The 596-nt window shown below is 57.2% G+C and carries 1 protein-coding gene; it reads right to left on the bottom strand.

Translation table 11 applies throughout. From position 1 onward, the window contains the following. A partial coding sequence (locus AC07O2_RS25990) for a transposase (RefSeq protein WP_495235000.1) occupies positions 1 to 596 on the bottom strand: 596 nt, incomplete at both ends.

Here is a 596-nt window from a genome sequence, read left to right on the forward strand (position 1 = left end):
TAGATCGCCTGTTCACCCGCTGGGCAACGGTACGCGTCCTGCTTGGCGATGTAGACGAAGTCTGTTTTATCAAAACGTCCTTCAGCCTTGGCGTTTGAGGTCATGGGTTTGGGCACGAAGGCCGCGATATTGTGGTCCTCGCATGCTTTGATTTGCAGCCCATTGAAGTAGCCTCTGTCAGCCAACGCTTTGAGTTTTTTCTTACCCATCGCCTCTTTCGCGGCCTGGGCCATCGTGTGCAGTTGCGCCCGGTCGTTGCCGATATTGGTGACTTCATGGGCCACGATCAGGTGGTGCTTTGCATCCACTGCCGTCTGTATGTTGTAGCCCACCAGACCTGAGCCTTGAGCGTGGGTGGCCATGGAGCGGGCGTCGGGGTCGGTGAGGGAGATTTGGCCGTCGGGGATGTCTTTCAGCTGCTGCTTCACTTCATCGAGTTGCTGCATCTGGGTACGCAACTTCCTGATCTTCTCCTGTAACCGTTCCGTCTTGGCCTCGACTTCGGCGGGCTGGGTGCGGTCGGCCGTCTCCAAGGCATCAAGGTAGCGCTGGATGCTGTGTTCGATCTGTTCCTGGCGTTTGTCGACTTTGCCCAC

The organism is Rhodoferax sp. GW821-FHT10B06 (genome assembly GCF_059415605.1).